24 protein-coding genes are annotated in these 25,143 nt (G+C 66.5%); 16 read left to right on the top strand and 8 right to left on the bottom strand.

The window, feature by feature from the left end:
• Genes galU through BM252_RS03445 form a run of 3 tightly spaced genes read left to right on the top strand, consistent with a single transcriptional unit; the run spans position 1 to position 2,404 of the window.
• Positions 1 to 897 (top strand): UTP--glucose-1-phosphate uridylyltransferase GalU, encoded by an 897-nt coding sequence (gene galU / locus BM252_RS03455; RefSeq protein WP_093383701.1) that lies wholly within the window; start codon positions 1 to 3, stop codon positions 895 to 897.
• The gene (gene def, locus BM252_RS03450; protein WP_093383698.1) at positions 894 to 1,430 is read left to right on the top strand and encodes a peptide deformylase; all 537 of its coding nucleotides are present in this window, start codon (positions 894 to 896) and stop codon (positions 1,428 to 1,430) included. Before galU ends, def begins: the two co-directional genes overlap by 4 nt.
• Before the next feature lie 17 nt (positions 1,431 to 1,447).
• Positions 1,448 to 2,404: an ion channel gene (locus BM252_RS03445; RefSeq protein ID WP_093383696.1), complete on the top strand. Its 957-nt coding sequence runs from the start codon at positions 1,448 to 1,450 to the stop codon at positions 2,402 to 2,404.
• 14 nt (positions 2,405 to 2,418) lie between these two features.
• Here the strand turns inward: BM252_RS03445 and BM252_RS03440 are convergent, their stop codons facing one another.
• Positions 2,419 to 2,841, bottom strand: a complete 423-nt coding sequence (locus BM252_RS03440) for a hypothetical protein (protein WP_093383693.1) — start codon at positions 2,839 to 2,841, stop codon at positions 2,419 to 2,421.
• A gap of 291 nt (positions 2,842 to 3,132) precedes the next feature.
• Between BM252_RS03440 and BM252_RS03435 the strand changes: the two genes are divergently transcribed.
• Positions 3,133 to 5,415 carry a putative bifunctional diguanylate cyclase/phosphodiesterase gene (locus BM252_RS03435; protein WP_093383691.1) on the top strand — a complete coding sequence of 761 codons (2,283 nt, stop codon included), beginning with the start codon at positions 3,133 to 3,135 and terminating at the stop codon, positions 5,413 to 5,415.
• A gap of 17 nt (positions 5,416 to 5,432) precedes the next feature.
• Complete coding sequence (locus BM252_RS03430; protein WP_093383688.1) at positions 5,433 to 5,921, top strand: cache domain-containing protein; 489 nt, start codon at positions 5,433 to 5,435, stop codon at positions 5,919 to 5,921.
• Between the two features lie 61 nt (positions 5,922 to 5,982).
• Here the strand turns inward: BM252_RS03430 and BM252_RS03425 are convergent, their stop codons facing one another.
• Both BM252_RS03425 and BM252_RS03420 read right to left on the bottom strand, forming a co-directional pair.
• The gene (locus BM252_RS03425; RefSeq protein WP_093383686.1) at positions 5,983 to 6,525 is read right to left on the bottom strand and encodes an FxDxF family PEP-CTERM protein; all 543 of its coding nucleotides are present in this window, start codon (positions 6,523 to 6,525) and stop codon (positions 5,983 to 5,985) included.
• A gap of 53 nt (positions 6,526 to 6,578) precedes the next feature.
• Complete coding sequence (locus BM252_RS03420; RefSeq protein WP_093383683.1) at positions 6,579 to 7,139, bottom strand: FxDxF family PEP-CTERM protein; 561 nt, start codon at positions 7,137 to 7,139, stop codon at positions 6,579 to 6,581.
• Between the two features lie 327 nt (positions 7,140 to 7,466).
• On the opposite strand from BM252_RS03420, the gene BM252_RS03415 reads away from it, so the two are divergent.
• Complete coding sequence (locus BM252_RS03415) at positions 7,467 to 7,895, top strand: GFA family protein (protein ID WP_093383681.1); 429 nt, start codon at positions 7,467 to 7,469, stop codon at positions 7,893 to 7,895.
• Between the two features lie 22 nt (positions 7,896 to 7,917).
• Here BM252_RS03415 and BM252_RS03410 read toward each other — a convergent pair whose 3' ends face one another.
• The 5 genes from BM252_RS03410 to BM252_RS03390 all read right to left on the bottom strand — a co-directional run bounded on the left by BM252_RS03410 (position 7,918) and on the right by BM252_RS03390 (position 14,045).
• The gene (locus BM252_RS03410) at positions 7,918 to 8,691 is read right to left on the bottom strand and encodes a flagellar brake protein (RefSeq protein WP_342742455.1); all 774 of its coding nucleotides are present in this window, start codon (positions 8,689 to 8,691) and stop codon (positions 7,918 to 7,920) included.
• Positions 8,692 to 8,856: 165 nt separating this feature from the next.
• Entirely contained in the window at positions 8,857 to 9,606 is a 750-nt protein-coding gene (locus tag BM252_RS03405) for a pseudouridine synthase (protein ID WP_093383678.1), read from the bottom strand.
• 59 nt (positions 9,607 to 9,665) lie between these two features.
• The gene (locus tag BM252_RS03400; RefSeq protein ID WP_093383675.1) at positions 9,666 to 12,233 is read right to left on the bottom strand and encodes a [protein-PII] uridylyltransferase; all 2,568 of its coding nucleotides are present in this window, start codon (positions 12,231 to 12,233) and stop codon (positions 9,666 to 9,668) included.
• 21 nt (positions 12,234 to 12,254) lie between these two features.
• The gene (gene map / locus BM252_RS03395; protein ID WP_425442253.1) at positions 12,255 to 13,082 is read right to left on the bottom strand and encodes a type I methionyl aminopeptidase; all 828 of its coding nucleotides are present in this window, start codon (positions 13,080 to 13,082) and stop codon (positions 12,255 to 12,257) included.
• Between the two features lie 183 nt (positions 13,083 to 13,265).
• Entirely contained in the window at positions 13,266 to 14,045 is a 780-nt protein-coding gene (locus tag BM252_RS03390; RefSeq protein ID WP_093383673.1) for an MHFG family PEP-CTERM protein, read from the bottom strand.
• Between the two features lie 493 nt (positions 14,046 to 14,538).
• On the opposite strand from BM252_RS03390, the gene rpsB reads away from it, so the two are divergent.
• The 10 genes from rpsB to BM252_RS03340 all read left to right on the top strand — a co-directional run bounded on the left by rpsB (position 14,539) and on the right by BM252_RS03340 (position 25,118).
• Positions 14,539 to 15,291 carry a 30S ribosomal protein S2 gene (gene rpsB, locus BM252_RS03385; RefSeq protein ID WP_093383670.1) on the top strand — a complete coding sequence of 251 codons (753 nt, stop codon included), beginning with the start codon at positions 14,539 to 14,541 and terminating at the stop codon, positions 15,289 to 15,291.
• A 148-nt stretch (positions 15,292 to 15,439) separates the two neighbouring features.
• Positions 15,440 to 16,351 (top strand): translation elongation factor Ts, encoded by a 912-nt coding sequence (tsf, locus tag BM252_RS03380; RefSeq protein WP_093383668.1) that lies wholly within the window; start codon positions 15,440 to 15,442, stop codon positions 16,349 to 16,351.
• A 166-nt stretch (positions 16,352 to 16,517) separates the two neighbouring features.
• Positions 16,518 to 17,234 carry a UMP kinase gene (gene pyrH, locus BM252_RS03375; RefSeq protein WP_093383665.1) on the top strand — a complete coding sequence of 239 codons (717 nt, stop codon included), beginning with the start codon at positions 16,518 to 16,520 and terminating at the stop codon, positions 17,232 to 17,234.
• A 45-nt stretch (positions 17,235 to 17,279) separates the two neighbouring features.
• Positions 17,280 to 17,840 (top strand): ribosome recycling factor, encoded by a 561-nt coding sequence (gene frr, locus BM252_RS03370; protein ID WP_093383663.1) that lies wholly within the window; start codon positions 17,280 to 17,282, stop codon positions 17,838 to 17,840.
• 159 nt (positions 17,841 to 17,999) lie between these two features.
• Entirely contained in the window at positions 18,000 to 18,752 is a 753-nt protein-coding gene (gene uppS / locus BM252_RS03365; RefSeq protein ID WP_093383660.1) for a polyprenyl diphosphate synthase, read from the top strand.
• Between the two features lie 12 nt (positions 18,753 to 18,764).
• Positions 18,765 to 19,595, top strand: coding sequence for a phosphatidate cytidylyltransferase (locus tag BM252_RS03360; protein WP_093383658.1), 831 nt, complete (start codon positions 18,765 to 18,767; stop codon positions 19,593 to 19,595).
• Between the two features lie 11 nt (positions 19,596 to 19,606).
• Positions 19,607 to 20,788, top strand: coding sequence for a 1-deoxy-D-xylulose-5-phosphate reductoisomerase (gene ispC / locus BM252_RS03355; protein WP_093383655.1), 1,182 nt, complete (start codon positions 19,607 to 19,609; stop codon positions 20,786 to 20,788).
• The gene (gene rseP / locus BM252_RS03350; RefSeq protein ID WP_093383653.1) at positions 20,785 to 22,140 is read left to right on the top strand and encodes an RIP metalloprotease RseP; all 1,356 of its coding nucleotides are present in this window, start codon (positions 20,785 to 20,787) and stop codon (positions 22,138 to 22,140) included. Before ispC ends, rseP begins: the two co-directional genes overlap by 4 nt.
• 82 nt (positions 22,141 to 22,222) lie before the next feature.
• Positions 22,223 to 24,559, top strand: coding sequence for an outer membrane protein assembly factor BamA (gene bamA / locus BM252_RS03345; RefSeq protein ID WP_093383650.1), 2,337 nt, complete (start codon positions 22,223 to 22,225; stop codon positions 24,557 to 24,559).
• A gap of 100 nt (positions 24,560 to 24,659) precedes the next feature.
• Positions 24,660 to 25,118, top strand: coding sequence for an OmpH/Skp family outer membrane protein (locus BM252_RS03340; protein ID WP_174900415.1), 459 nt, complete (start codon positions 24,660 to 24,662; stop codon positions 25,116 to 25,118).
• Positions 25,119 to 25,143 lie beyond the last annotated feature (25 nt).

Here is a 25,143-nt window from a genome sequence, read left to right as displayed (position 1 = left end):
ATGACCAGAATTACCAAAGCAGTCTTCCCGGTGGCCGGCCTCGGCAGCCGCTTCCTGCCCGCCACCAAGGCGCAGCCGAAGGAGATGCTGCCCATCGTCGACAAGCCGCTGATCCAGTACGCCGTCGAGGAGGCGGTCGCCGCCGGCATCACCGACATGATCTTCATCACCGGCCGCAACAAGCGCGCCATCGAGGACCACTTCGACAAGGCCTACGAGCTGGAGGCCGAGCTGGAGGCGGCCAACAAGCAGTACCTGCTCGAGCTGGTGCGCAACGTCATCCCCAAGCACATCAACTGCATCTACATCCGCCAGTCGGCGCCGCTGGGCCTGGGCCACGCCGTGCTGTGCGCCCGTCCGGTGGTGGGCAACGAGCCCTTCGCCGTGATGTTGGCCGACGACTTCATGGACACCGCCGACGGCGTCAAGCCGGTGCTGGCGCAAATGACCGAGGTCTACGCCTACGAGCGCTGCAGCCTGCTGGCGGTCCAGGACGTGCCGCGCGCGCAGACGCGCCAGTACGGCATCGTCAGCGCCTCGCGCTACCAGGAGAAGCTCGAGCTGGTCTCGGGCATCGTCGAGAAGCCGGCGCCCGAGCTGGCGCCGTCGACCCTGGCGGTGGTCGGCCGCTACGTGCTGTCGGGCCGCATCTTCGACTACCTGGAGCACCTGGGCACCGGCACCGGCGGCGAGATCCAGCTGACCGACGGCATCGCCGCGCTGATGCGCGACGAGCGCGTGCTGGCCTACCGCTACGACGGCCAGCGCTACGACTGCGGCTCCAAGCTGGGCTATCTGAAGGCGATGACGGCGATGGGCCTGAAGCACGCCGAGACGGGCGCCGAGTTCCGCGACTTCCTCGCCGAGCTGCACGTCGAGCGGGAAAACACCAAATGACGGTGCGCGAGATCCTCAAAATGGGCGACCCGCGCCTGCTGCGCGTGGCCGAGCCGGTGCGCGAGTTCGCCACGGCGGAGTTGGACGCGCTGATCGCCGACATGTTCGACACCATGCACGCGGCCAACGGCGCCGGCCTGGCGGCGCCGCAGATCGGCGTCAACCTGCAACTGGTGATCTTCGGCTTCCGGCAGAACCAGCGCTACCCGGAGGCGCCGCAGGTGCCCGAGACGGTGTTGATCAACCCGCTGTTGACGCCGCTCTCCGACGAGCAGGAGGAGGGCTACGAGGGCTGCCTGTCGGTGCCCGGCCTGCGCGGCAGCGTGCCGCGCTGGACCAGCCTGCGCTACGAGGGCGTCGACCAGTCCGGCCAGCCGATCCGGCGCGAGGTCGACGGCTTCCACGCCCGCGTGGTGCAGCACGAGGTCGACCACCTGCACGGCATCCTCTACCCGATGCGCATCAAGGACTTCTCCCGTTTCGGCTACACCGCCGTGATGTTCCCCGAGCTCGACCCCGACCAAGACGACTAAGCCATGAAGAATAAGCCATGAAGCCGACCGCCCATCCGCTGCGTCCCAAGGTCGGCACCGTGCGCGGCGCCTTCAGGCTGGGCAACTCGCAGATCAAGCGGGTCGGCGTGAGCCGCTGGAACTGGAGCGACTCCTACCACTGGATCCTCACGCTGAGCTGGCCGATGTTCTTCGCCTGGGTGCTGCTGGCCTACCTGCTGACCAACCTGTTCTTCGCCACCGCCTTCTACCTGGTGCCCGGCTCGGTCGCCAACGCCCGGCCCGGCTCCTACCTGGACATGGTGTTCTTCTCGATCGAGACGCTGGCCACCGTCGGCTATGGCTACATGAACCCGGCCACCACCTACGGCCACCTGGTGGCGTCCACCGAGATCCTGCTCGGCATGGCCGAGGTGGCCACCGTCACCGGCCTGTTGTTCGCCCGCTTCTCGCGGCCGTCGTCGCGCATCCTGTTCTCCGAGGCGGCGGTGGTGACCAACTTCAACGGCGTGCCGACCCTGATGATCCGCGCCGGCAACGAGCGCAGCAACCTGATCCTCGAGGCCTCGGTGCGCGCCTCGTTGGTGCGCCGCGAGCACACCTTGGAGGGCCAGTTGTTCACCCGCTTCTACGACCTCAAGCTGGAGCGCGAGCAGAGCGGCGTGTTCGCGCTGAGCTGGACCATCATGCATAGCATCGGCATCGACAGCCCGCTGTACGGCAAGACGCAGAAGGACCTGCACGACGAGGGCACCACCTTGACCGTGGCCATCTCCGGCACCGACGACACCTTGAACGACTTCGTCCACGCGCGCCAGAGCTACGCCGCCGAGCACATCTTCTTCGGCCACCATTTCGCCGACATCCTGTCCGACAAGCTGCCCGGTCCGGGCGGCGACGTGCGTATCCTCGACTTCGGCAAGTTCCACGACATCATCGCCGACGGCAGCGACGACGGCGCCGCCTCGGGCGGCGCCATGGCCCACCCGGGCTAGCGCCGCGCCGCCCCTCAGTCGCCCAGCAGGTCGCGCGCGTTGAGTAGCGCGTAGACGATCTCCGGCTGCTGGTCGAGGCGGCGGCGCAGCGCCGCCGGCACCGCCTCGCGCGTCTTGCGGCACAGGCCGGGGCGCTCCAGCAATTCGATCGCCAGGCCGCGCACCGTGCGCACGCCGCGCGCGCTGGGCGTGATGCGCAGCTCGACGCCGAGTTGGGCGCGCAGGCGCTGCTCCAGCGTGAGCAGCTCGGCGTAGCTGGCCAGCGCGCCGATGTGATCCAACAGCTTGCGCTCCTCCTCGCGGGTCAGGCGCAGCACGCGCAGGTCGGCCGGCGCCGCCTCGGCGCCCGCGACCGGCGCCAGCAGCGCCTCGCGGCCGCAGACGCAGGCGCCGGGCGGACATTCTTTGCGGATGGGGAAGGGCGGCGCGACGGACATGGCGGCGGACGGGCGTGGGTGGCGTGGGCGGGCGGCGGAGCCGGGCCGCCAATTCTACCGCGTTCGCGCGGCGCCGTGCGGCCCGCCGCCGGCCGCCGTGAAATGTATGTTTTTATACAATTCGAAAGCGGAATCGCGGCCGCGAGTGTTGTTGCTTCTGTGGCGCTGGGTTGACATAGATCATGGAATTCACCTGATCCGTTTGCGATATCGCAACTATCACGTTGTTTTTCGTCGAGGAATGCTACTCTTGAGCAATCCTTTTCCACTCCGCCAAGACAGGACTCTTGTATGCCCAAGAGGAATCATTTCATCGCCCTGGTCACCGCCAGCTATGTCGCCCTGGCGCTGCTGTGGATACTGCTGTCGGACCGGCTGTTGCTGGCCTTCGGCGACCTCGCCTCGATGTATTGGCTGTCGCAGGCCAAGGGCATCGCCTTCGTCGCCGCCAGCGCCACCGGCTACTTCTTCGCGCTGCGCGCCGTCGCCATGCGCACGCCGGACGGGCAGCAGTCGACGCTGGACCTGCTGGCCGGCGGCCTGGCGCCGAGCAGCCGGCCGCAGTGGAGCAACTACCTGCTGGCGCTGGTATTGACCGCCGCCATGCTGTTCCTGCGCGCCCAGCTCGGCCTGGGCAACGGCACGCGGCCGCTGATGATCCTGTTCATGTTCCCGATCATCCTCAGCGCCCTGCTGGGCGGCGCCGGGCCGGGCCTGCTGGCGACGGCGGTGGCGGCCGTTTGGGCCAAGATGTACGTCGTCGCCCCGCTGCACAGCCTGGCCTTCGACGACGACCACGACCTGCTGCAATGGGTCGTGCTGCTGGTCAACGGCGCCATGATCAGCGTGCTCAGCGAACTGTTGCGCGGCGCCCTGGTCAAGGGGCAGATCGACCGCGGCCTGATTAACAGCGTTGTTTCCGGCACGCCCGACGCGATCTTCGTCAAGGACCTGCAGGGCCGCTACCTGATGGCCAACGACGCCACCACGCAGTTCGTCGGCCGCACCCGCGAGCAGATGCTGGGCCGCGACGACCACGCCATCTTTCCCACCCACCAGGCCGCCGCGCTGATCGAAAGCGACCGGGCCATCATGGCCGCCGGCCTCACCGCCACGCACGAGGAGCTGCTCAGCTGCGCCGACGGCCGCGAGGTGCTGTTCCACACCACCAAGGGGCCGGTGTTCGACAAGAACGGCCGCGTGGTCGGCCTGTTCGGCATCTCGCGCGACGTCACCGAGCGCCGCCGCGCCGAGGAGAAGATCGAATACCTGGCCCACTTCGACGCGCTGACCGGCCTGCCCAACCGGGTCCAGCTGGCCGAACGGGCCGGCTACGCCATCAGCCTGGCGCAACGCAACAACGAGCACCTGGCGCTGATGTTCCTCGACCTCGACCACTTCAAGGACGTCAACGACACGCTCGGCCACAGCGTCGGCGACGCCGTGCTGGTCGGCCTGGCCAAGCGCCTGCTGGCCGAGCTGCGCGTCGAGGACACCGTCTCGCGGCTGGGCGGCGACGAGTTCATCCTGCTGGTCCACGCCGGCGACGCGCGCGGCCTGTCGCAGGTGGTCGAGAAGGTGCTGGCGTTGGTGGCGCGGCCGCACCAGGTCGAGCAGCACCAGTTGACGTTGACCGGCTCGATCGGCATCGCGCTGTATCCGGCCGACGGCAAGGACCTCGAGGAGCTGGTCAAGTGCGCCGACGCGGCGATGTACCGGGCCAAGAAGAACGGCCGCAACGGCTACTGCTTCTTCACCGCCGAGATGCAGGCGCGCACGGCGCGCCACATGCGGATCGTCGGCGCGCTGCGCCAGGCGCTGCGGCTGGCGCAGCTGGCGGTGCACTACCAGCCGCAGTTCGCCGCGCGCGACGGCCGCATCGTCGGTGCCGAGGCGCTGCTGCGCTGGCAGCACCCCGAACTGGGCACGGTGTCGCCGGCCGAGTTCATTCCGGCGGCCGAGGAGAGCGGTTTGATCCTCGAGCTGGGCGAATGGGTGCTGCGCACGGCGGTGCGCCAGGCCAAGGACTGGATGGACGCCGGCATGGCGCCGCTGGTGATGGCGGTGAACCTGTCGGCGGTGCAGTTCCGCCACCCCAACCTGCCCGACCTGGTCCGCGCCATCCTGCGCGAGGTCGGCCTGGCGCCGGAATACCTCGAGCTCGAGCTGACCGAGAGCGGTGCCATGCAAGACCCGCCGAGCGCCATCGCGGTGATGAACAAGTTGCGCGAGCAGGGCGTGCGCATGTCGATCGACGACTTCGGCACCGGCTATTCCTCGCTCAGCTATTTGAAGAAGTTCAAGGTCTACAAGCTGAAGATCGACCAGTCCTTCGTGCGCGATATCAGCACCGATCCGGAGGACAAGGCGATCGTCGTGGCCATCATCAACATGGCCAAGGGCCTCGGCCTGCAGACCATCGCCGAGGGCGTCGAGACGCCGGCCCAACTCGAGTTCCTGCGCCAGCAGGGCTGCGACGAGATGCAGGGCTACCACTACAGCCGGCCGTTGCCGGCGGCCCAGTTCGAGGCCTTCGCGCGCGCGCGCTGCGGCAAGATTTTTTCACTCGCATGAGCAGACAAGGAGAGCATATGGGCACAGCAGGATTTTTTGGCCGCCGTCGTGGCGCGACATGGGGGCTGGCGTTGCTGCTGGCCGCAGGCGGCGCCGGCGCCGCCGAGCACGGCAGCGAGCGCGAGGCGCAGGAGATGGTCAAGAAGGCCGTCGCGCTGGTGCACGCGGCCGGCACGGAGGCGGCCTACCGCAGTTTCAACGAGCATCCGGACGGCGCCTTCAAGGACCGCGACCTGTACGTGTTCGTGTACGACTTCGGCGGCACCTGTCTGGCGCAGGGGGCCAATGCGCGCATGGTCGGCAAGAACCTGCTGGCCATCCGCGACGTCGACGGCAAGCCCTTCATCCAAGGCATGATCGACATGGTCAAGGCCTCGTCCAAGGGCTGGTACGGCCCCTACAAGTTCACCAATCCGAACAGCCAGGGCTACGAGTTGAAGAAGTCGTACTGCGAACGCGGCGCCGGCGACACCATGGTGTGCGTCGGCACCTATCTGGCCAAGTAGGGCGGCGCGCCGGGCAAAAAAAATGCGCACCGAGGCGCGCATTTTGCCGTGCGGCGGATGCCTAGGCGGCTTTGCGGCGGCGCGCCAGGAAGGCCATGATGCCCAGGCCGCCGAGCAGCATGGCGTAGGTTTCCGGTTCCGGCACCGCCGTGATGAAGACGGTGCCGCCGTAGGCGGTGCCGCTGGTCGACAGCACGCTGCCGTTGACCGCCACATAGTAGTCGGTGTTGGCGGCGATGTTGACGCCGGAGAAGCGCCAGTAGCCGCTGCCGGCCTGCGCCACCGAAGAATCGGTTTCACTGACCTCGATCGCGCTGCTGCCGACCAGCGAGTTGTTCGAGGCCAGGTACAGGCCGAACGAGCTGATGGTCACTTCCGTTTTCACCGTGTGCAGCAGGGCGTCGGTGATGTAGGCGCTGGCGTCGGTGGTGAAGGTGAAGTGGTCGCTGAAGTCGCCGGCGCCGGCGAAGGAGTTGCCCAGGTTGTCGCTGTTGAAGTCGATCAGGTTGACCAGCGCATGGTCGACCGGGGTCGCGGCCTGCGCCTGCGGGGCAAACATGCTTGCGGTCAGGGCGATGGCGGCCAGCGCCGCTTTTGTCGTCATATTCATTTTGTGGGCCTTTCAGTCGGTGTGGGGCGGATGCGGGGCGGGGCGGCTCAGGCGGCCTGGCCGCGGCGGCGCTGGCGGCGGGCCATCAGGCCGACCATGCCGAGGCCGAGGCCGAGCATGCCGTAGGTGGCCGGCTCCGGCACGGCGGAGACCAGTTTGCCCGACAAGGCGTACGAGCCGCCCGGCTTCGACACGGTGATGCCGCTGACGCTGATCGTGTAGTCGCCGTTGACCAGGTCGAGCGTCGGCAGCTTCCACAACTCGGACACGCCGGTCTGGATCTGGCTGCCGCCGAAGCTGACCGGGCCGTTCAAGGTGAAATTGCTCAGGTCCATGCCGAGCAGCGCCGACTGGGCGTCCGACGAGACCTGGAAGTTGCTGAAGGTCGCATGGCCCGTCGCCGACGCCACGCTGAAGGTGAACACGTCGGTGAAGGTGCTGCCGGCCAGGATGGTCTTGCCGAAGCCGGCGCCGTCGTTGGTGTTGCCGCCGACGAAGACCAGCGCCTTGCTGGCGTGGCTGACGTCGGCCGCCTGCGCCGCCGACATGCCCAGGCCGGCGGCGGCGACGGCCGCCGCGAAGATAGTTCTTTTGACGAATTGTTTCATGTGGCACCACTCCCGCTAGGATTGATCGATGAAAATATTTCGTCCGGCGGGGCGGCGGCCGGAAAGGGTTTGGAGCAATCAAGCTCTACTGTGATTCAGGATAGCATAACTTTTGGAAATTAATTGTTAATTATAGATGTTTAATTACCATTAGGAAATATTATCGACATTTCCGCGACATATGATTTCCACAAGGAATTTTATGGCCGGAGAATGTTTCAACCCGGGCAAGTGAAGGCCGTCCCGGGCGCTTGCCGTGCCTGCGCCGGGTGGAAATTGTTTTCTTGAAATGTTTGTTAGAATGGCTATTTTAAGCAAGGAGACCGCATGTCGATTCCCGCCACCGTCGCCTGCCTGTGCGGCAAGGTCGAACTGGCGCTCGGCGCCGCGCCGCAGGCCCGCGCCAACTGCCATTGCGCCAGCTGCCGCGACTTCTACGCCACGCCCATGTTGGCGGCGAGCGCCTGGGCCGCCGCGGACGTCCGCGTGGTGAAGGGGGAGTTGCGCCGCTATGCCCATCCGGATAAACAGATGAGCCGGGCGTTCTGCGCCGATTGCGGCGAATTGATGTTCGGCATCAACCGGCTGGGCATGACGGTGCTGCCCAACGGCCTGGCGGCGCGCGCCGCCGGTGGCGCCCTGCCGCCGGCGCTGGCGCCGCAGATGCATTTGTTCTACGCCGAGCGGGTGCTCGAGGTGGCCGACGCCCTGCCCAAATACCTGCAGGGCTGGGACGGCCCGCTGCTGGCCGACTAGCCCCCAAGAACGCAACACTACACTAGTGGCCGCCGGCCTTGCGGCTGGCGCCGAGGTGGTCGAGCTGGCGCGCCAGCTCCTCCTGCATCAGCGGCGACAGGTTGGCGAACTGGCAGCCGATCTGCACCTGCTCGCCGAGCAGGAAGGAGCGGAAGGTGCGCGACAGGCGGATGTCGAGGTCGGCGATCATCACCGCCTCCGGCCCCAGCTCCAGGCGCACCCGCTGCAGGCGGCGGCCGACGTGCAGGCCGACCGCGTCGCGCGGCGCGGCGCGCATGCCGACGCCGCCGGCCGAGAAGTCGTACAACTGCAGCTCGTAGGGCTTGCCGTTGAGCACGAACGAGGCCAGGTAGTAGATCCCCAGCGGCGTCTCGAGGCGCTGGGCGGCGCGCCGGTTGAGGATCTGGCACTTCTCCGGGAAGGCGGCCGGCACCAGGGTCGGCTGGTTGGCCAGCGGCGACCAGTCCGGCGAACTCAGCTTGAACTGCATCTTGGCGCTGCGCAGCCAGGCCACCAGCACGCACTCGCCCGGCGGGATGTATTCGCCCTCGTTGAGTTCGAGCACGAAGTAGGGGTGGTCCGGGTCGACCGAGCGGATCCGCCCCATCACCACGTTGGTGCTGCTGGCCGGGTAGATCGACACCGGGTCGCCGGTCTCGGCCAGCAGGGCCAGCGAATTGCCGATCTCGTCCGGATCGGTCATGTCGTGCGGCTTGGAGCCGAAGGGGATCGGCTCGACCGCGTCGGACAGGCGCGGCGGGCCCCGGCGGAATTCGTTAGGTAGTGGATCGTTCACGACGGCATATCTCTTTGATAGTTTCCAATGGGAAGCAAATTCCGGTTCGAATAGTTTACATTTTATTCGCCGCTTTGGCTTGCTAAATGGCAAGAATTTCGCGCCGCCGGCGACAGGCGCCGACCCGTTTGGCGCGGCGACAACGTTTTGTCCCCGACAATCTTATCAGAATTGCTCGTCCGGGCGCAGATAGCGCCATTGGCCGACCGGCAGGTCGCCCAGCTTGACCTTGCCGATGCGCACCCGCTTGAGGCCGACCACGCGCAGCCCGACCATCTCGCACATGCGGCGGATCTGCCGCTTCTTGCCCTCGCGCAGGGTGAAGCTGAGCTGGTCCTCGTTCTGCCAGCGCACCTTGGCCGGCAGCAGCGCCTTGCCGTCCATCCACAGGCCGTGGTTGAGCTTTTTCAGCGCCGCCTCGGGCAGCGTGCCCTCGCCGGTGTATTGCACGCGCACCAGGTATTCCTTGTCGACGTCGGTGTCGTGGCCGATCAGGTGCTTGGCGACGCGGCCGTCCTGGGTCAGCACCAGCAGGCCGACCGAGTCGATGTCGAGGCGGCCGGCCGGCACCAGGCTGCGCAGCTGGGTCGGGTGGAACTGCTCGTCGGCGCCGCACTCGGCCCAGCGGTTCTCCGCCTTGATCAAGGCCACGGCCGGCTGGTAGCCGTCCTCGGCCTGGCCGCTGACATAGCCCATCGGCTTGTTGATCAGCACGGTGACGCGCTTCGACTGCTCGGCGGCGGCCTGCCGCTCGACCGTCACGCGTTGGCTCGGGTAGACCTTGCTGCCCAGTTCGGACACCACCTGGCCGTCGACCCGCACCCAGCCGCGGGCGATCCATTCGTCGGCCTCGCGGCGCGAGCACAGGCCCAGTTCGGACATGCGTTTGGACAAGCGTAAGAGTTCTTCGGTCATGGTTCTGTTTCTGCTTCTATATCGTTGGATTGCGGTTGTTCGGGGTGGCGCGGCGCGGCTCAGACCTTGAGCGCCTCGAGCAGTTCGGTCTCGAGCTGCAGCTGCAGGCGCGTGTTGTTGAGGGCGGCGCCGTCGACCAGGAAGACGTCCTCGACCCGCTCGCCCAGGGTCATCACCTTGGCCGTGTGCAGGTTGATCTTGTACTTGGTGAGCACGTTGGCGATGGCGTACAGCAGGCCGGTGCGGTCGTTGGCCGCCACCGACAGCAGGTAGTACTGGCCGCGCTCGTCGGGCCGCAGGTCGACCGTCGGCTGGATCGGGAAGGAGCGCGACAGCCGCGACAGGCGGCCCCGGCCGGGCGCCGGCAGCGCCGCCTGGCTGACCAGCAGCTCGGCCAGCTCGTGCTCGATCAGGTTGATGATGTCGCGGTAGCTGTTGGCGAAGCTCTGTTCGGTGACCAGGAAGGTGTCGAGCGCGTAGCCGTGCCGGGTGGTGTGGATCTTGGCGTCGAGGATGCTGAAGTTCTTGCGGTCGAAGTAGCCGCAGATGCGGGCGAACAGGTCGGCCTGGTCCTTGACGTAGACGGCCACCTGCAGGCCCTCGCCGATCGGCGCCAGGCGGCACTTGACCACCGGCGTGGCGCTGCCCAGGCGGTCGTACAGGGCGCGCGTCTGCCAGGCGATGTCGGAGGCGTCGTGGCGCAGGAAGTAGGCGACGTCGAGCTGCTTCCACAGCGCCTCGTGGGCGTCGGGCGGCAGGCCGTACAGGCGCAGCGTGGCCAGCGCCTCCTGCTGGCGGTTCTTCAGCTCGCGGTCGGCCGAGGGCGGCTCGCCGCCCAGCACGCGCAGGGTGATGCGGTACAGGTCCTCGAGCAGCTTGCCCTTCCAGGCGTTCCACACCTTCGGGCTGGTGCCGCGGATGTCGGCCACCGTCAGCAGGTACAGCGCGGTGAGGTGGCGCTCGTCCTTGGCCAGCTTGGCGAAGGCGGCCACCACGTCGGGGTCGGACAGGTCCTGCTTCTGCGCCACCTGCGACATGGTCAGGTGGTTCTCCACCAGGAACACCACCAGCTCGCTGTCCTCGGCGCTCAGGCCGTGGTCGTGGCAGAACTGCGCCGCGTCCACCGTGCCCAGCTTGGAGTGGTCGCCGCCGCGGCCCTTGGCGATGTCGTGGAACAGCGCGCCCAGGTAGAGCAGCCAGGGCTGCGGGAAGTTGGCCATCAGCTGGCTGCAGAACGGGTACTCGTGGGCGTGCTCGGGCATGGTGAAGCGGCGCATGTTGCGCACCACCATCAGGATGTGCTGGTCCACCGTGTAGACGTGGAACAGGTCGTGCTGCATCTGGCCGACGATCTTGCGGAAGTTGGGCAGGTAGCGGCCCAGCACCGACAGGTCGTTCATGCGCCGCAGCGCGTGGATGATGCCGACCGGGGCCTGCAGGATGCGCAGGAACAGGGCGCGGTTGCGCGGGTCCTGGCGGAACGCCGTGTCGATCTTGAAGCGCTCGTGCCACAGCGCGCGGGTGGCGCGCGCCGTCATGCCCTTCAAGGCCGGCCGCTCGGTCATCAGGACGAAGATCTCCAGCATGGCCGAGGGCGTGCGCGCGAAGGTGTCGTCGTCGGCGATGTCGATGAAGCCGTTCAGCTCGTTGAAGCGCTCGTTGATCGGCAGCGCCACGCCGGACGGCGGGAACAGGCGCTCCTCGATGTTCTGCAGCAGGATGGTGTTGAGCTGGGTCACCGTCTTGGCCGCCCAGTAGTAGCGCTGCATCAGGTATTCGCTGGCGCGGCGCATGTTGGCGCCGCTGCCGGTGGCCTGCAGGCCCAGCGTCTCGGCCAGCGCGGTCTGGATGTCGAACACCAGGCGGTCCTCGCGGCGGCCGGCGTGCAGGTGCAGGCGCACGCGGATGTCCTTGAAGGCGCGCTCCTTCTCCATCAGCTGCTTGGCCTCGGTCTGGGTGATCAGGCCGCCGGTGGCCAGCGTGCGCCAGGAGCTGGCCAGGCCGGCCGCCTTGGCCAGCCACAGGATCACCTGCAGGTCGCGCAGGCCGCCCGGGCTCTCCTTGCAGTTCGGCTCCAGGCTGAAGGCGGTGTCCTCGTACTTGGCGTGGCGCTGGCGCATCTCCAGCACCTTGGCCTGGAAGAAGGCCTGCGGGTCCATCGCCGCGTCGTAGCGGCGCTGCAGCTCGGCGAACAGGGCGGCGTCGCCGCACACCAGGCGCGCCTCGAGCAGGCTGGTTTGCACCGTGATGTCGGCCTGCGACTCGCTCAGGCACTCGTCGACGGTGCGGATGCTGTGGCCGATCTCCAGCCCCAGGTCCCACAGCAGCTGCACCAGTTCTTCCAGCCGGGCGCGGGTGTCGTGGTCGGGCGCGCGGCCGAGCAGGATCAGCAGGTCGACGTCGGAGTGCGGGTACAGCTCGCCGCGGCCGTAGCCGCCGACGCCGACCAGCGCCGTGTCGGCCGGCAGCGCGGCGGCCTGCCAGGCCGTCGCCAGCACCGCGTCAACGCTCTGGCGCAGGCTGCGCAGCAGCTTCTCCGGCATGCCGTCGGCCTGGAAGGCGGCGACGACGATCTGCCGGTCGGCCTTCAGTTGGCGTTTGAGTTGCTCACGCAGTTGCTGCTTCATCGCGGCGGCCGGCACGGTGGCTCAGACGGCGGTGGCGGCGGCGCCGGCGGCCAGCACGATGGCCGGCGGCGGTGGTGTGCCGGCCGAGTTGGTCAGCACCTCGTAGCCGGTCTCGGTGACCAGAATGGTGTGTTCCCACTGCGCCGACAGGCTGCGGTCCTTGGTTTTGATGGTCCAGCCGTCGCCCATCTCGCGGATCTCGCGCTTGCCGGCGTTGATCATCGGCTCGATGGTGAAGATCATGCCGGCCTTGAGTTCATCGAGCGTGCCGGCACGGCCGTAGTGCAGCACCTGCGGCTCCTCGTGGAAGATCTTGCCGATGCCGTGGCCGCAGAACTCGCGCACCACGCTGTAGCCGGCCTTTTCGGCGTGCTGCTGGATGACGTGGCCGATATCGCCCAGGTGGGCGCCCGGCTTGACCTTGGCGATGCCCAGCCACATGCACTCGTAGGTGATGTCGGACAGGCGCTTGGCCAGGATCGACGGTTCGCCGATGAAGAACATGCGGCTGTTGTCGCCGTGGTAGCCGTCCTTGATGACGGTGATGTCGAGGTTGACCACGTCGCCGTTCTTGAGCACCTTGTCGCCCGGGATGCCGTGGCAGATGACGTCGTTGACCGAGGTGCAGATGGCCTTCGGATACGGCGTGTAGCCGGGCGGGCAGTAGTTCAGCGGCGCCGGGATGGTGCCCTGGACGTCGACCATGTATTCGTGGCACAGGCGGTCGAGCTCGCCGGTGGTGACGCCGGCCTTGACGAAGGGGGTGATGTAGTCCAGCACCTCGGCGCCGAGGCGGCCGGCCACGCGCATGCCTGCGATGTCTTCGGCGGATTTGATGGAAATGGACATAATGGGTCGCAATCTGCTAGGTAAACGGGGAGACAGGCATCGCGGCCGGGCCCGCCGCGGCGCGGGGGCGCGCTGCGGCCGGCTCGGCGGGATGCGGATAGAATGAAATTATAAACGACGACGGGAGTGCGCGGGCGGGCCGCCAGGGGAGGGCGTGGCGGCGGCCGGCGCCACAGCGGCGGCTCAGGCGCGCTTGGCGGCGCGGCGCTTGGCCCAGCCGAGCAGGCCCAGGCCGGCCAGCAGCATGGCCCAGGTTTGCGCCTCGGGCACGGCGGACGGGATGAACTCGTGGTCGCCCACCGGATCGAAGGGGTTGCGGCCGCGGTTGATCCAGCGCAGGCCCTCCTCGTCGGCGCCCAGCGCGACCAGCTCGGGATCGGTGTCGAGCGGGCCGCCCGCGCCCAGGCGCGGCGCGCGCTCGCGCAGCTGCTGCAGCTCCTCCTCGGTCAGTTCCTCCTGCGGCTCGGCGTCGGCCAAGCCCAGGTCCTTGGCCTTGACGCCGTCGCCCAGTTCGCGCGCGACCGGCGCCGGCGGGATCACCACGGTGGCCGCCAGCGGCGCGGCGCGCCGCGTCACCCGGCTGAAGTTGCCGCAGATCTTGGGCACCAGGATGCAGTGTTGCTTGGCGCAATAGACCACGCCCGGCTCGTCGCGCTCGGCGCTCCATTTGGCCCGCGTGACGCTGCGGCACACCGAGGCGCGGCCGAAGTGCATGTCGCGGATGGCCGGCTCGTAGGCGTACTTGCCGCCGATGCTGTCGCGCTTGATGCTGACCTTGTCGTCCGCTTGGCCCTGCTCGATACGCCGCTTGAGTTCGGCGCGGATCTCGGCCGGGATGTCGCTGTAGCGCTCCAGCGCGGCGGCGGCGCTGCCGGTGTAGGGGTTCACGCCCGGCCGGTCCCACGAGCAGTGGGGTTGCACGGTTGAAATGGCAGCAAGCGTCAAGGCGAAGGCGACGGACATGGTGGGGTTCCTCTATGTAGTTCAGATTTGCTTCGTGTCGCTGTCGGGATAGTTGGCAACGCGGAACTAAACTTTTCCCTATGATAATATAAAACGGTCGTGCGTGCTTATCGGGACATTGTTTTTTGTAAAAGTAATTGCCATCCGGTGGCCGCCGCCCTTGCCGGCGCCGCACTATTGTCGATAGTTTAACCATGGAAACGCTTGTTGTGTTGTCCAGGTTGACAAAACATGACGAGGATCACCCGTCGCCACCACGGCCCGCCCGCCCGGGGTGCCCGGGCGCACGCCGCGCTTGCCAAATCGGCTGGTTTCAGGGTACAATTTTGGGTTGCTTGAATTCGGTTTTGAGCAATGTTGTGAAGCAGCGGGGCGGGTGGCGTGTTGTTTGCCCCTCGTTCCGCCTCGAAAATCGTTAATAAACGCGAATCCGGTCGACAAGGGTGCCTCTATGGTGACTGATCGGATTCCAGACCCAACCCTGGAGTTAATTATGTCCGTAACAATGCGCGAAATGCTGGAAGCCGGTGTCCACTTCGGTCACCAAACCCGTTTCTGGAACCCAAAGATGGCTCCTTTCATCTTCGGTCACCGCAACAAGATCCACATCATCAACTTGGAAAAGACGATGGCGATGTATCAAGAAGCGATGAAACACGTGAAACAGGTTGCTTCGAACCGCGGCACCATCCTGATGGTCGGCACCAAGCGTCAAGCTCGCGAAATCATCGCGGCTGAAGCGGCACGCGCCGGCGTTCCTTTCGTCGACCAACGTTGGTTGGGCGGCATGCTGACCAACTTCAAAACGATCAAGACCTCGATCAAGCGCCTGAAAGACATGGAAGCGACGATCGAAGACGGTTCCGTTGAGAAGCTGTCGAAAAAAGAAGCGCTGATGTTTGAACGCGAAATGATCAAGCTGCAGAAATCGATCGGCGGCATCAAAGACATGGGCGGCGTTCCTGACGCTATCTTCGTCGTTGACGTCGGCTACCACAAAGGTGCGATCACCGAAGCAGCAAAACTGGGCATCCCGGTCATCGGCGTGGTCGATACCAACCACTCGCCAGAAGGCGTGCAGTACGTGATCCCAGGTAACGATGACTCCTCGAAAGCCATCATGTTGTACGCCCGCGGTGTTGCAGACGCAATCATCGAAGGCCGCGCAGCTGCCGGTAACGAAGTCGTTGAAATGATCAAAGCCGCTGCCGGCGACGAATTCGTCGAAGTTAGCGAACAGGCTTAATTGCTGCGCTATCGCGAGATAGCTTCGCAGTAATGGAAAAGGGGTGGCAGCAGCTCCCCCTTTTTTTTAATGAAAATGGTTTGGGCGCTGCGCGCTCCGCTTCATCCGAGCCGCCCCGGACCACCCCCACCGAATACAGGAGAAACACATGGCAGCGATTACAGCAGCGATGGTAGGCGAACTGCGCGGCAAGACCGACGCACCGATGATGGAATGCAAGAAGGCACTGACCGAAGCCGACGGCGACATGGCCCGTGCCGAAGAGATCCTGCGCGTCAAACTGGGCGGCAAGGCATCGAAGGCCTCCTCGCGCATCACCGCCGAAGGCGTGGTAGCGACCTTCATCGCCAACGGCGTCGGCGCCCTGGTCGAAGTGAACTCCGAGACCGACTTCGTGGCCAAGAACGACGACTTCCTGGCCCTGGCCAACAACGCCGCCCGCCTGGTCGCCGAACACAACCCGGCCGACGTCGCCGCCCTGCTGGCCCTGCCGCTCGACGGCAAGACCCTGGACGAAGTGCGCGCCGCCCTGATCGGCAAAATCGGCGAGAACATGTCGATCCGCCGCTTCCAGCGTTTCGAAACCACCGGCAAGCTGGCCTCCTACCTGCACGGCGCCCGCATCGGCGTGATCGTCGACTTCGACGGTGCCGACGAGCAAGTTGGTAAAGACGTCGCCATGCACATCGCCGCGATGAAGCCGGTGTCGCTGTCGTCCGAGCAAGTGCCGGCCGAACTGATCGAAAAAGAGCGTTCGGTTGCAAAACTGAAAGCCGAAGAAGACGCAGCCAAAGCGGCCGCCGAAGGCAAAGCCGCCCAGTCGCCGGAAATCCTGGCCAAGCGCCTGGAAGGTTCGGTCCAGAAGTTCCTGAAGGAAGTGTCCCTGCTGAACCAGGCCTTCGTCAAGAACGACAAGCAGTCGATCGAACAGATGCTGAAAGAAAAAGCGACCACCGTCAAAGCCTTCACCATGTACGTGGTGGGCGAGGGGATCGAGAAGAAGCAAGACGACTTCGCCGCAGAGGTAGCCGCGCAAATGGCTGCTTCCAAAGGAGCGTAATGTGAAAACGGGCCGCGAGGCCCGTTTTTTTAGCCTGACCCGCCAGCCGGCCCCGCGCCGGCCGGCGGCGAGCATTTTCCGGCGGCGCGTGTGCCAGGCAGTTTTTGGTATCATGCAGGGCCGCCGGCAGTCCCACCGAATCAACCCATTTTAGGAGCCCCAGCTCATGTCAAAACCAGCCTACAAGCGTGTCCTCCTCAAATTGTCCGGCGAAGCCCTGATGGGGGATGATCCCTACGGCATCAACCGCAGCACGATCGAGCGCATGGTGGCCGACGTGGCCGAGGTGGCACAACTGGGCGTGGAGCTGGCGATCGTCATCGGCGGCGGCAACATCTTCCGTGGCGTCGCGCCCGGCGCCCAGGGCATGGACCGCGCCACCGCCGACTACATGGGCATGCTGGCCACGGTGATGAACGCGCTGGCCCTGGCCGACGCCATGCGCCATGTCGGCATCACCGCCCGCGTCATGTCGGCCATCGGCATCGAGCAGGTGGTCGAGCCCTACGTGCGCCCGAAGGCGCTGCAATACCTGGAGGAGGGCAAGGTCGTCGTCTTCGCCGCCGGCACCGGCAACCCCTTCTTCACCACCGACACCGCCGCCGCCCTGCGCGGCTCGGAGATCAGCGCCGAGATCGTGCTCAAGGCGACCAAGGTCGACGGCGTCTACACGGCCGATCCGAAGAAGGACCCGAACGCCACCCTGTTCCACACCATCACCTTCGACGAAGCCATCGCCAAGCACCTGCAGGTGATGGACGCCACCGCGTTCGCCCTGTGCCGCGACCAGAAGCTGCCGATCAAGGTGTTCTCCATCACCAAGCCGGGCGCGCTGATGCGCGTCATCATGGGCGAGGATGAGGGTACACTGGTCCACGTTTAAGTTCCCACCCATTAAGATCCACCCCCAAGATACAGGAGAGCAGCAATGTCCTTAGCTGACGTTAAAAAGAACGCCCAAGACCGCATGGTCAAATCGCTCGAAACCCTGCGCGCCGACCTGGCCAAGGTCCGCACCGGCCGCGCCCACACCGGCATCCTCGACCACGTGATGGTCGAGTACTACGGCTCGCCGACGGCGCTGTCGCAGGTGGCCAGCATCAACCTGATCGACGCCCGCACCATCGGCGTGCAGCCGTTCGAGAAGAAGATGGCCGCCACCATCGAAAAAGCCATCCGCGACGCCGACCTGGGCCTGAACCCGTCGAGCCAGGGCGACGTGATCCGCGTGCCGACCCCGGCGCTGACCGAGGAACGCCGCAAGGAGATGGTCAAGCTGGTCAAGGGCGAGGGCGAGGACGCCAAGATCGCCGTGCGCAACATCCGCCGCGACGCCAACGAAACGGTCAAGAAGCTGGTCAAGGAAAAGGCCTGCTCCGAGGACGACGAGCGCCGCTCGTCCGACGAGGTGCAGAAACTGACCGACAAGTTCATCGCCGACATCGACAAGATGGTGGTCGACAAAGAGAAGGAAGTGCTGACGGTCTAGTCGGCACACTCCCGGCGCGCGCCTTGCGCGCGGCGCCGGGAAGCCGGGGTCAGAGCCTTCGCGGGGTCTGGCCCCTTGCTTGTTTTGGGGGCCGGCCAGCGCAGCGGCGGGCCCTGGGTTTGCAGCACCTGGCACCACTTAATCTGGCAAAACGTTTTCATGAAATATACCAGCTCGACCACCGCTGTTCCGGACACCCCGAACGTGCCACGCCACGTCGCCATCATCATGGACGGCAACGGCCGCTGGGCCACCAAGCGCTTCCTGCCGCGCGTCGCCGGCCACGTCAAGGGTGTCGAGGCGGTGCGCGCCGTGGTCGAGGCCTGCGCCCGCCGCGGCGTCGAATACCTGACCCTGTTCGCCTTCAGCTCGGAGAACTGGCGCCGGCCGGAGGAGGAGGTGTCGCTGTTGATGCGCCTGTTCGTCACCGCGCTCGACCGCGAGGTCTCCAAGCTGCACGCCAACAACATCCGCCTGAAGGTGGTCGGCGACCTGAGCCGCTTCGACGCCAAGCTGCAGACCATGATCGCCTCGGCCGAGCGGCGCACCGCCGCCAACACGCGCATGACGGTGACGGTCTGCGCCAACTACGGCGGCCGCTGGGACATCATGCAGGCGGTCGGCAAGATGGTCGCCGGCCACCCCGGCGCGGCCGCCTTCAGCGAGGAGCAGCTGGCGCCCCACCTGGCCATGGCCTACGCGCCCGAGCCCGACCTGTTCATCCGCACCGGTGGCGAGCAGCGCATCTCCAACTTCCTGATGTGGCAGCTCGCTTACACCGAACTGTACTTCACCGACACCTATTGGCCCGACTTCTCCGCCGCCAGCCTGGACGAGGCGATCGCCTCCTACCAGCACCGCGAGCGCCGCTTCGGCCGCACCGGCGCCCAATTGGCCAACAAGACCACCTAAGAAGACCGCCCCATGCTCAAAACTCGGATACTGACCGCCCTGGTCCTGCTGGCGGTGCTGCTGCCGGTGCTGTTCTTCGCCTATTTCCCGGCCTTCGCCGTGCTGGCCACGCTGTTCCTCGGCGCCGCCGTGTGGGAGGCCGGCCGCCTGTTCGGCCTGCGCGCCGCGCCGGCCTGGGCGCTGGGCGTGGCCACGCTGTTCGTCTATGTGCTGCTGCGTCCCGCCAGCGGCGGCAACAACATGCTGTTCGCCGTCTGCGCCGCGCTGTGGCTGATGCGCTTCACGCCCTCGCTGGCGATCGGCCTGCCGCCGCTCAAGGGCTCGGCCAACTACATGGTCGCCTTCAGCTTCTGCTTCGCCCTGTTCGGCTGCTTCGTCGCCATCGTCGCGCTGTTCCAGCACTCGCCGGCCTTCCTGCTGTCGGCCATGGCGCTGGTGTGGGTGGCCGACATCGGCGCCTACTTCTCGGGCAAGGCCTTCGGCAAGCGCAAGCTGGCGCCGACCATCTCGCCGGGTAAATCCTGGGAGGGCGCCATCGGCGGCGCCATCGCCGTGCTGGCCCTGTCGGCCGCGAGCATTCTGGCCGCGCCGGCCGCGCCCTGGCTGGCCGACACCTTCGCCGTGCTGCTGCAGGCGCGCATGGGCTGGTTCGGCGCGCTGGCCATCCTTATCGTGATCGTCGCCGCCAGCGTGGTCGGCGACCTGTTCGAATCCCAGCTCAAACGGCGCGCCGCCATGAAGGACAGCAGCAATCTGCTGCCCGGCCACGGCGGTGTGCTCGACCGTATTGACGCCTTGATCCCGGTGCTGCCGCTGGCCGCGCTGATCGGTTCCTGGCTGTGAAGGAAGTCACCATGCAACAAGTCACCATCCTCGGCGCCACCGGCTCGATCGGCGTCTCCACCCTCGACGTGCTGGCGCGCCACCCCGAGCGCTATAGCGTCTACGCCCTGTCGGCGCACAGCCGGGTGGCCGAGCTGGCCGCCCAGTGCGCGCAGTTCCGCCCGGCCCGCGCCGTGGTCGGCACGGCCGCCGCCGCCGCCGAACTGAGCGCGCTGCTCAAGGCGAAGGGCCTGACAACTCAGGTCGAGCACGGCGAGGCGGCACTGTGCGCCATCGCCAGCGCCGCCGAGGTGGACACCGTGATGGCCGCCATCGTCGGCGCCGCCGGCCTGGCGCCGACCCTGGCCGCCGCCCGCGCCGGCAAAAAGGTCCTGCTGGCCAACAAGGAGGCGCTGGTGATGTCGGGCCAGTTGTTCATCGACGCGGCGCAGCAGGCCGGCGCCGTGCTGCTGCCGATCGACAGCGAGCACAACGCCATCTTCCAGTGCCTGCCGGCCGACTACGGCCGCGCGCCGCAGGGCAGCGGCGTGGCCAAGATCTTGCTCACCGCCTCAGGCGGCCCGTTCCTGACGCGCGCCGTCGACACGCTCGACGCCGTCACGCCGGAGCAGGCCTGCAAGCATCCCAACTGGGCCATGGGTCGCAAGATCTCGGTCGACTCGGCCACCATGATGAACAAGGGCCTCGAGGTGATCGAGGCGCACTGGCTGTTTGGCGCGCCGGCCGAGCAGATCGAGGTGGTGATCCACCCGCAGAGCGTGATCCACTCGATGGTCTCCTACGTCGACGGCTCGGTGCTGGCGCAACTGGGCAACCCCGACATGCGCACGCCGATCGCCCACGCCTTGGCCTACCCGGAGCGCATCGCCTCCGGCGTCGCCCAGCTCGACCTGACGCAGATCGCCACACTGCAGTTCGAGCGTCCCGACTACGCCCGCTTCCCCTGCCTGGCGCTGGCCTTCGCCGCGCTGCGCGCCGGCGGCACCGCGCCGGCCCTGCTGAACGCCGCCAACGAGGTGGCGGTGCAGGCCTTCCTCGACCTGCGCATCGGCTTCCGCCAGATCGACCGCGTCATCGCCCAGGTGGTCGAGGCGCTGCCGCACGGCGCCGCCGACAGCATCGAGGCGGTGATGGCGCAGGACGCGCTGGCGCGCGCCGCCGCCGAACGCCTTATCGCCGGGTTGACGCGATGAGCTTCCTGCACACCTTGCTGGCCTTCGTCGTCGCGCTCGGCTCCTTGATCGTCATCCACGAGCTGGGCCACTACTGGGTGGCCCGCCTGTTCGGCGTCAAGGTGCTGCGCTTTTCGATCGGCATGGGCAAGGTGGTGTGGTCGCGCCGCTGCGGCCCCGACCAGACCGAATGGGCCGTCTCGGCGCTACCGCTGGGCGGCTACGTCAAGATGCTCGACGGCCGCGAGCAGGACCTCGGCGGCCTGGCGCCGGCCGAGCTGAAACGCGAATTCACCCGCCAGTCGGTGTGGGTGCGCATCGCCATCGTCGCCGCCGGCCCGCTGGCCAACTTCCTCGTCGCCATCCTGCTGTTCACCGGCCTGTACATGGTCGGCATCGCCGAGCCGTCCAGCAAGGTCGGCGCCAGCGCCGCCGGCAGCCCGGCCGCCGTCGCCGGCCTGCACGGCGGCGACCGCGTGGTCGCCGTCAACGGCCAGGCCGTCGCCGTCTGGTCCGAGCTGCGCTGGCAGCTGATCCAGGCCGCCGTCGACAAGAACGAGGCCCGCCTCGAGGTCGAGCGCCCCGGCGCCGGCCGTTACAGTCTGCTGCTGCCGGCCGCCGCCCTGACCGCGCTGGACCTGGAGGGCGACGTGCTGGGCAAGCTGGGCATCAACCTCGGCCGCCCGCCGCCGCTGGTCGAGGAGGTCGTCGCCGGCGGCGCCGGCGCCCGCGCCGGCCTGCGCAAGGGCGACTTGATCGTCGCCGTCGACGGCCAGCCGGTGGTCGACGGCCCGGCCTTCATCAGCATCGTGCGCGGCGCCGCCGGCCGCACGCTGAACCTGGCGCTGCGCCGCGCCGGCCAGGAGCTGCAGTTGGCGCTGACGCCGGACGCCCAGCTGGACAAGGGGCCTACACCTGTAACAGTCGGTAAGATCAACGTCTACGTGGCGCAGATGCCGGATATGATCACCGTGCCCTCATCGGCGCCGGCGGCGCTGCACAAGGCCGTCGCCAAGGTGTGGGACACCAGCGCGATGACGCTGAAGATGATCGGCAAGATGATCGTCGGCGAGGTCTCGTGGAAGAATGTGACCGGGCCGATCACCATCGCCGACTACGCCGGGCAGACCGCGCGCATCGGCGTGGCCAGCTATCTGAGCTTCATCGCCTTCATCAGTATCAGTCTGGGCGTGATGAATTTGCTACCCATTCCGGTTCTAGATGGCGGCCATTTGCTGTATTATTCGCTGGAAGTTTTGACTGGGCGCCCGGTGCCGGAGCGCGTTGGCGAGATTGCGCAGCGCATCGGCGTCGGCCTGCTGGTCACCTTGATGGTGCTGGCGGTGTTCAACGACTTCGCCAGGCTGCTGTAAATCGCGTCGGCCACCGCGTCCGGCGGCATGAGTTTCGCATCGTTGCGTTTGTGTATTCCAATGAGAGCCATTGATTTAGCCAATGAAATTATATTCTGACCGTTTTGCCTCGCCTTCGTTTCGCCGCAGCCTGATCGGCGCCGCCGTGCTGGCCATGTGTGCCGGCCAAGCGCTGGCCATCGAACCCTTCACCGTCAAGGACATCCGCGTCGAAGGCATCCAGCGCACGGAGGCCGGCACGGTCTTCAACTACCTGCCGGTGCGCGTCGGCGAAACCTTCAACGACGACAAGAGCGTGGCCGCGATCAAGGCGCTGTACGCCACCGGCATCTTCAAGGACGTGCGCCTCGAGCAGGACGGCAATGTGCTGGTGGTGCTGGTCGAGGAACGCCCGGCCATCGCCAAGGTGGAGTTCACCGGCACCAAGGAGTTCGAAAAGGACACCCTGGTCAAGGCGCTGAAGGACATCGGCGTCGGCGAGACCAAGGTCTTCGACAAGGCCTCGGTCGACCGCGCCGAGCAGGAGCTCAAGCGCCAATACCTGTCGCACGGCCTGTACGGCGTCAAGATCACCACCACCGTCACGCCGATCGAGCGCAACCGCGTCAACATCGTCTTCGCGGTGGACGAGGGCGAGATCGCCAAGATCAAACAGATCAACATCGTCGGCAACAAGGTCTTCAACGACAAGGAGCTGCGCGAGCAGCTGGCCCTCAACACCGGCGGCTGGTTCAGCTGGTACACCAAGGCCGACCAGTACTCCAAGACCAAGCTGACCGGCGACATCGAGTCGCTCAAGTCCTTCTACCTGAACCGTGGCTACATCGAGATGCAGGTCGAATCGACCCAGGTCTCGATCACGCCCGACAAGAAGGACATCTACATCACCATCAACATCACCGAGGGTGAGAAGTACACCGTCTCGAACATCAAGTTCGAGGGCGAGATGTTCGGCCGCGAGGAGGAGCTGCGTTCGCTGGTGCTGCTGCGCCGCGGCGAGGTGTATTCCGGCGAGCGCCTGACCGCCACCAACAAGCTGATCTCCGACCGCCTGGGCACCTTCGGCTACGCCTTCGCCAACGTCAACGCCAATCCGGAGATCAACCGCGACAAGCGCGAGGTCGGCTTCACCTTCTTCATCGATCCGGGCAAGCGCGCCTACGTGCGCCACATGAACATCGCCGGCAACACCACCACGCGCGACGAGGTGATCCGCCGCGAGTTCCGCCAGTTCGAGTCGTCCTGGTACGACGCCAACAAGATCAAGCTGTCGCGCGACCGCGTCGACCGCCTCGGCTACTTCAAGGACGTCACCATCGACACGCCGGAAGCCCAGGGCACCAACGACCAGGTCGACGTCAACCTCACCGTGGTCGAGAAGCCGACGGGTAACTTCCAGATCGGCGGCGCCTTCTCGCAGTCGGAGAAGTTCACCTTCCAGGCGGCGATCCAGCAGGCCAACTTCGCCGGCAGCGGCACCACCGTCGGCATCGAGCTCAACACCAGCAAGTACAGCCGCACCATCTCGTTCTCGCAGACCAACCCGTACTACACGGACGAGGGCGTCTCGCGCGCCTTCGAGGTCTACCTGCGCACCACGCAGCCGCCGGCGCTCAACATCGGCACCTACAGCATCAAGCAGGAGGGCGGCCGCATCAGCTACGGCGTGCCGTTCTCGGAAAACGACACGGTGTTCTTCGGTATCGGCCTGGAGCGCTCGCGCATCTCGACCGACGGCTCGAGCCCGCAGCGCTTCCTCAACTACATCCGCGACAACGGCGGCCCGTCCAACGGCATCGGCACCGTCAGCTCGAACGCCGTGCCCTTGACGGCGGCCTGGGCGCGCGACAGCCGCGACAGCGCGATCACCCCGACCATCGGCCGCTACCAGCGCGCCAACCTGGAAATCGACGTGATCGGCAACATCAAGTACTACCGCGCCGTCTACGAGCAGCAGTGGTACAAGCCGTTGCATCCGAAGGTCACGCTGGCCTTGAAGGGCGAGATCGACTTCGGCCACGGCATCGGCAGCAAGCCCTATCCGGTGTTCAAGAACTTCTACGGCGGCGGCATCGGCTCGGTGCGCGGCTACCTCAGCTCCTCGCTGGGCGCGGTCGACCCGGTCAACTACGACGCCCTGGGCGGCGCCTCGCGCCTGATCGGCAATGCCGAACTGCAGATGCCTTTCCCCGGCTCCGGCCAGGACCGCAGCCTGCGCTGGTTCGGCTTCCTCGACGGCGGCCAGGTCTACCAGGAAGGCCAGAAGATGCGCCTGTCCGAGCTGCGCTACTCGGCCGGTCTGGGCATCAGCTGGATTTCCCCGGTCGGTCCGCTCAAGTTGAGTTATGCTAAGCCCCTGAACGCCAAGCCGGGCGACCGCCTGGAGCGCTTCCAGTTCCAGATGGGCACCGGTTTCTAATGCCAGTGAGCATTGTTAATTTTTTCGGAGAAATAAGTTGAAGACTGTATCCGCCACCATGAGCAAATATCTTGCCGCGCTTGCACTGGGCTGGTGTGCAATGGCGTCGGTGCAGGCGCAGACCGCTTCGCGCATCGCCTGGCTCAGCCCAGAGCGCATCTACAACGAGTCCAAGCTGGCCAAGCTGGCCGGCGAGAAGCTGGCCGAGGAGTTCAAGTCGCGCGAAAAGGCCGTGCAGGAGATGGCGGCGCGCTTGAAGGTCTCGTCCGAAAAACTGGAGAAGGAACTGCCGTCGCTGGGCGAGGCCGAGCGGGCCAAGCGCCAGCGCGAGTACTTCGAGCTGGACAAGGAGTTCCAACGCCGCCAGCGCGAGTTCCGCGAGGATTTGAACCAGCGCACCAACGAGGAGCGCGCCACGATCTCGGAGAAGGCCACCAAGATCATCAAGCAGCTGGCCCAGGTCGAGGGCTTCGATATCGTGCTGCAGGACGCCGTTTGGGCCAGCCCGCGCATCGACATCACCGACAAGGTGCTGGCCGCGCTCGACAAAGACAAGTAACACGCAGGGCCGGTGTAAGGCCGGC

Source organism: Rugamonas rubra (genome assembly GCF_900114705.1).
Taxonomy (GTDB): domain Bacteria; phylum Pseudomonadota; class Gammaproteobacteria; order Burkholderiales; family Burkholderiaceae_D; genus Rugamonas; species Rugamonas rubra.
Note: the sequence above shows the minus strand (reverse complement) of the source record. Positions and strands in the feature narration are given on the sequence as shown.